General features: G+C 67.8%; 1 protein-coding gene. It reads right to left on the minus strand.

The window, feature by feature from the left end:
* Positions 1-7: 7 nt before the first annotated feature.
* On the minus strand, positions 8-1,033 hold the full coding sequence (locus tag DLJ58_RS00595; RefSeq protein WP_124853366.1) for an IS30 family transposase: 1,026 nt from the start codon (positions 1,031-1,033) through the stop codon (positions 8-10).
* Positions 1,034-1,089 lie beyond the last annotated feature (56 nt).

A 1,089-nucleotide genomic window follows, 5' to 3' on the forward strand; every position in this document is an offset into this window, starting at 1 on the left:
GGCGGGCTCAACCGGTGGTTGCAACACCGAGTAGCTGGGTCATCTTCTCACCTGGGGTGGCCCAGCCCAGGGTCATGCGGGGACGGTCGTTGAGTTCGTCGGCGACGTGGTCGAGGCCGGCCTGGTCGATGGTGGTGAAGTCGAATTTGCCTTTGGGGAAGTACTGGCGCAGCAGCCCGTTGGTGTTTTCGTTGCTGCCGCGTTGCCAGGGGCTGTGCGGGTCGCAGAAGTAGACCGGGCAGTCGGTGGCGATGGTGAAGTCACGGTGCCGAGCCATCTCGACGCCCTGGTCCCAGGTCAACGAGGCCCGCAACCGCTGCGGCAGCCAGGTCATCGCGGCGGCCAGCTGAGACACGACGTGGTCGGACACCTTGCCCTCGGGCAGTCCGACCAGGATCACGAACCGGGTGGCGCGTTCCACCAGCGTGGCGATAGCGGAACCGCCGCGCCCACCACGACGGACCCCTTCGAGCAGGTCACCCTCCCAGTGCCCGGGCACCGCCCGGTCAGCGACCTCAGCCGGCCGGTCAGCGATACGCAGATCGACCCAGGGCCGGGCCGAGCGCACCGCCCCCGCCGACGCTGGCCGGCGACGGCGAGCGACCCGACCCGAGCGCAACGCGACCTGCCGCGTCAACTCCGCACGCAGGTTTCCCCGCGCCTGCAGGTAGATCGCCTGGTAAATCGTCTCGTGCGACACCCACATCTCCGGCATGTCCGGGAACTGCGCCCGCAACCGAGCACTGATCTGCTGCGGCGAACGACGCCGCCGCAGCATATCCAGCACCACCTCACGCAACGGCCCAACAACAGCCAACCGCGGCACCCGCCCGGACCGGTTATGCCGCAGAAACGACGCCCACTGCGCCATCAACGGCTGATACCGCTGCCCATAACGCTCGAACCGACCCACCTCCCGCGAGATCGTCGACACCGACCGCCCCAACCTCCGCGCGATCGACCCCAACGACTCACCCGCAGCCCGACCCAACCCAATCTGCTCCCGCTCCAACGGACTCAACCTCGACGCCATAACCACCCCAACGAAGATCACCAAAAGGGGTGTTGCAACCACCGGTTGAGCCCGCC

The organism is Micromonospora arida, assembly GCF_003857035.1.
In the GTDB taxonomy this organism is placed as follows: domain Bacteria; phylum Actinomycetota; class Actinomycetes; order Mycobacteriales; family Micromonosporaceae; genus Micromonospora; species Micromonospora arida.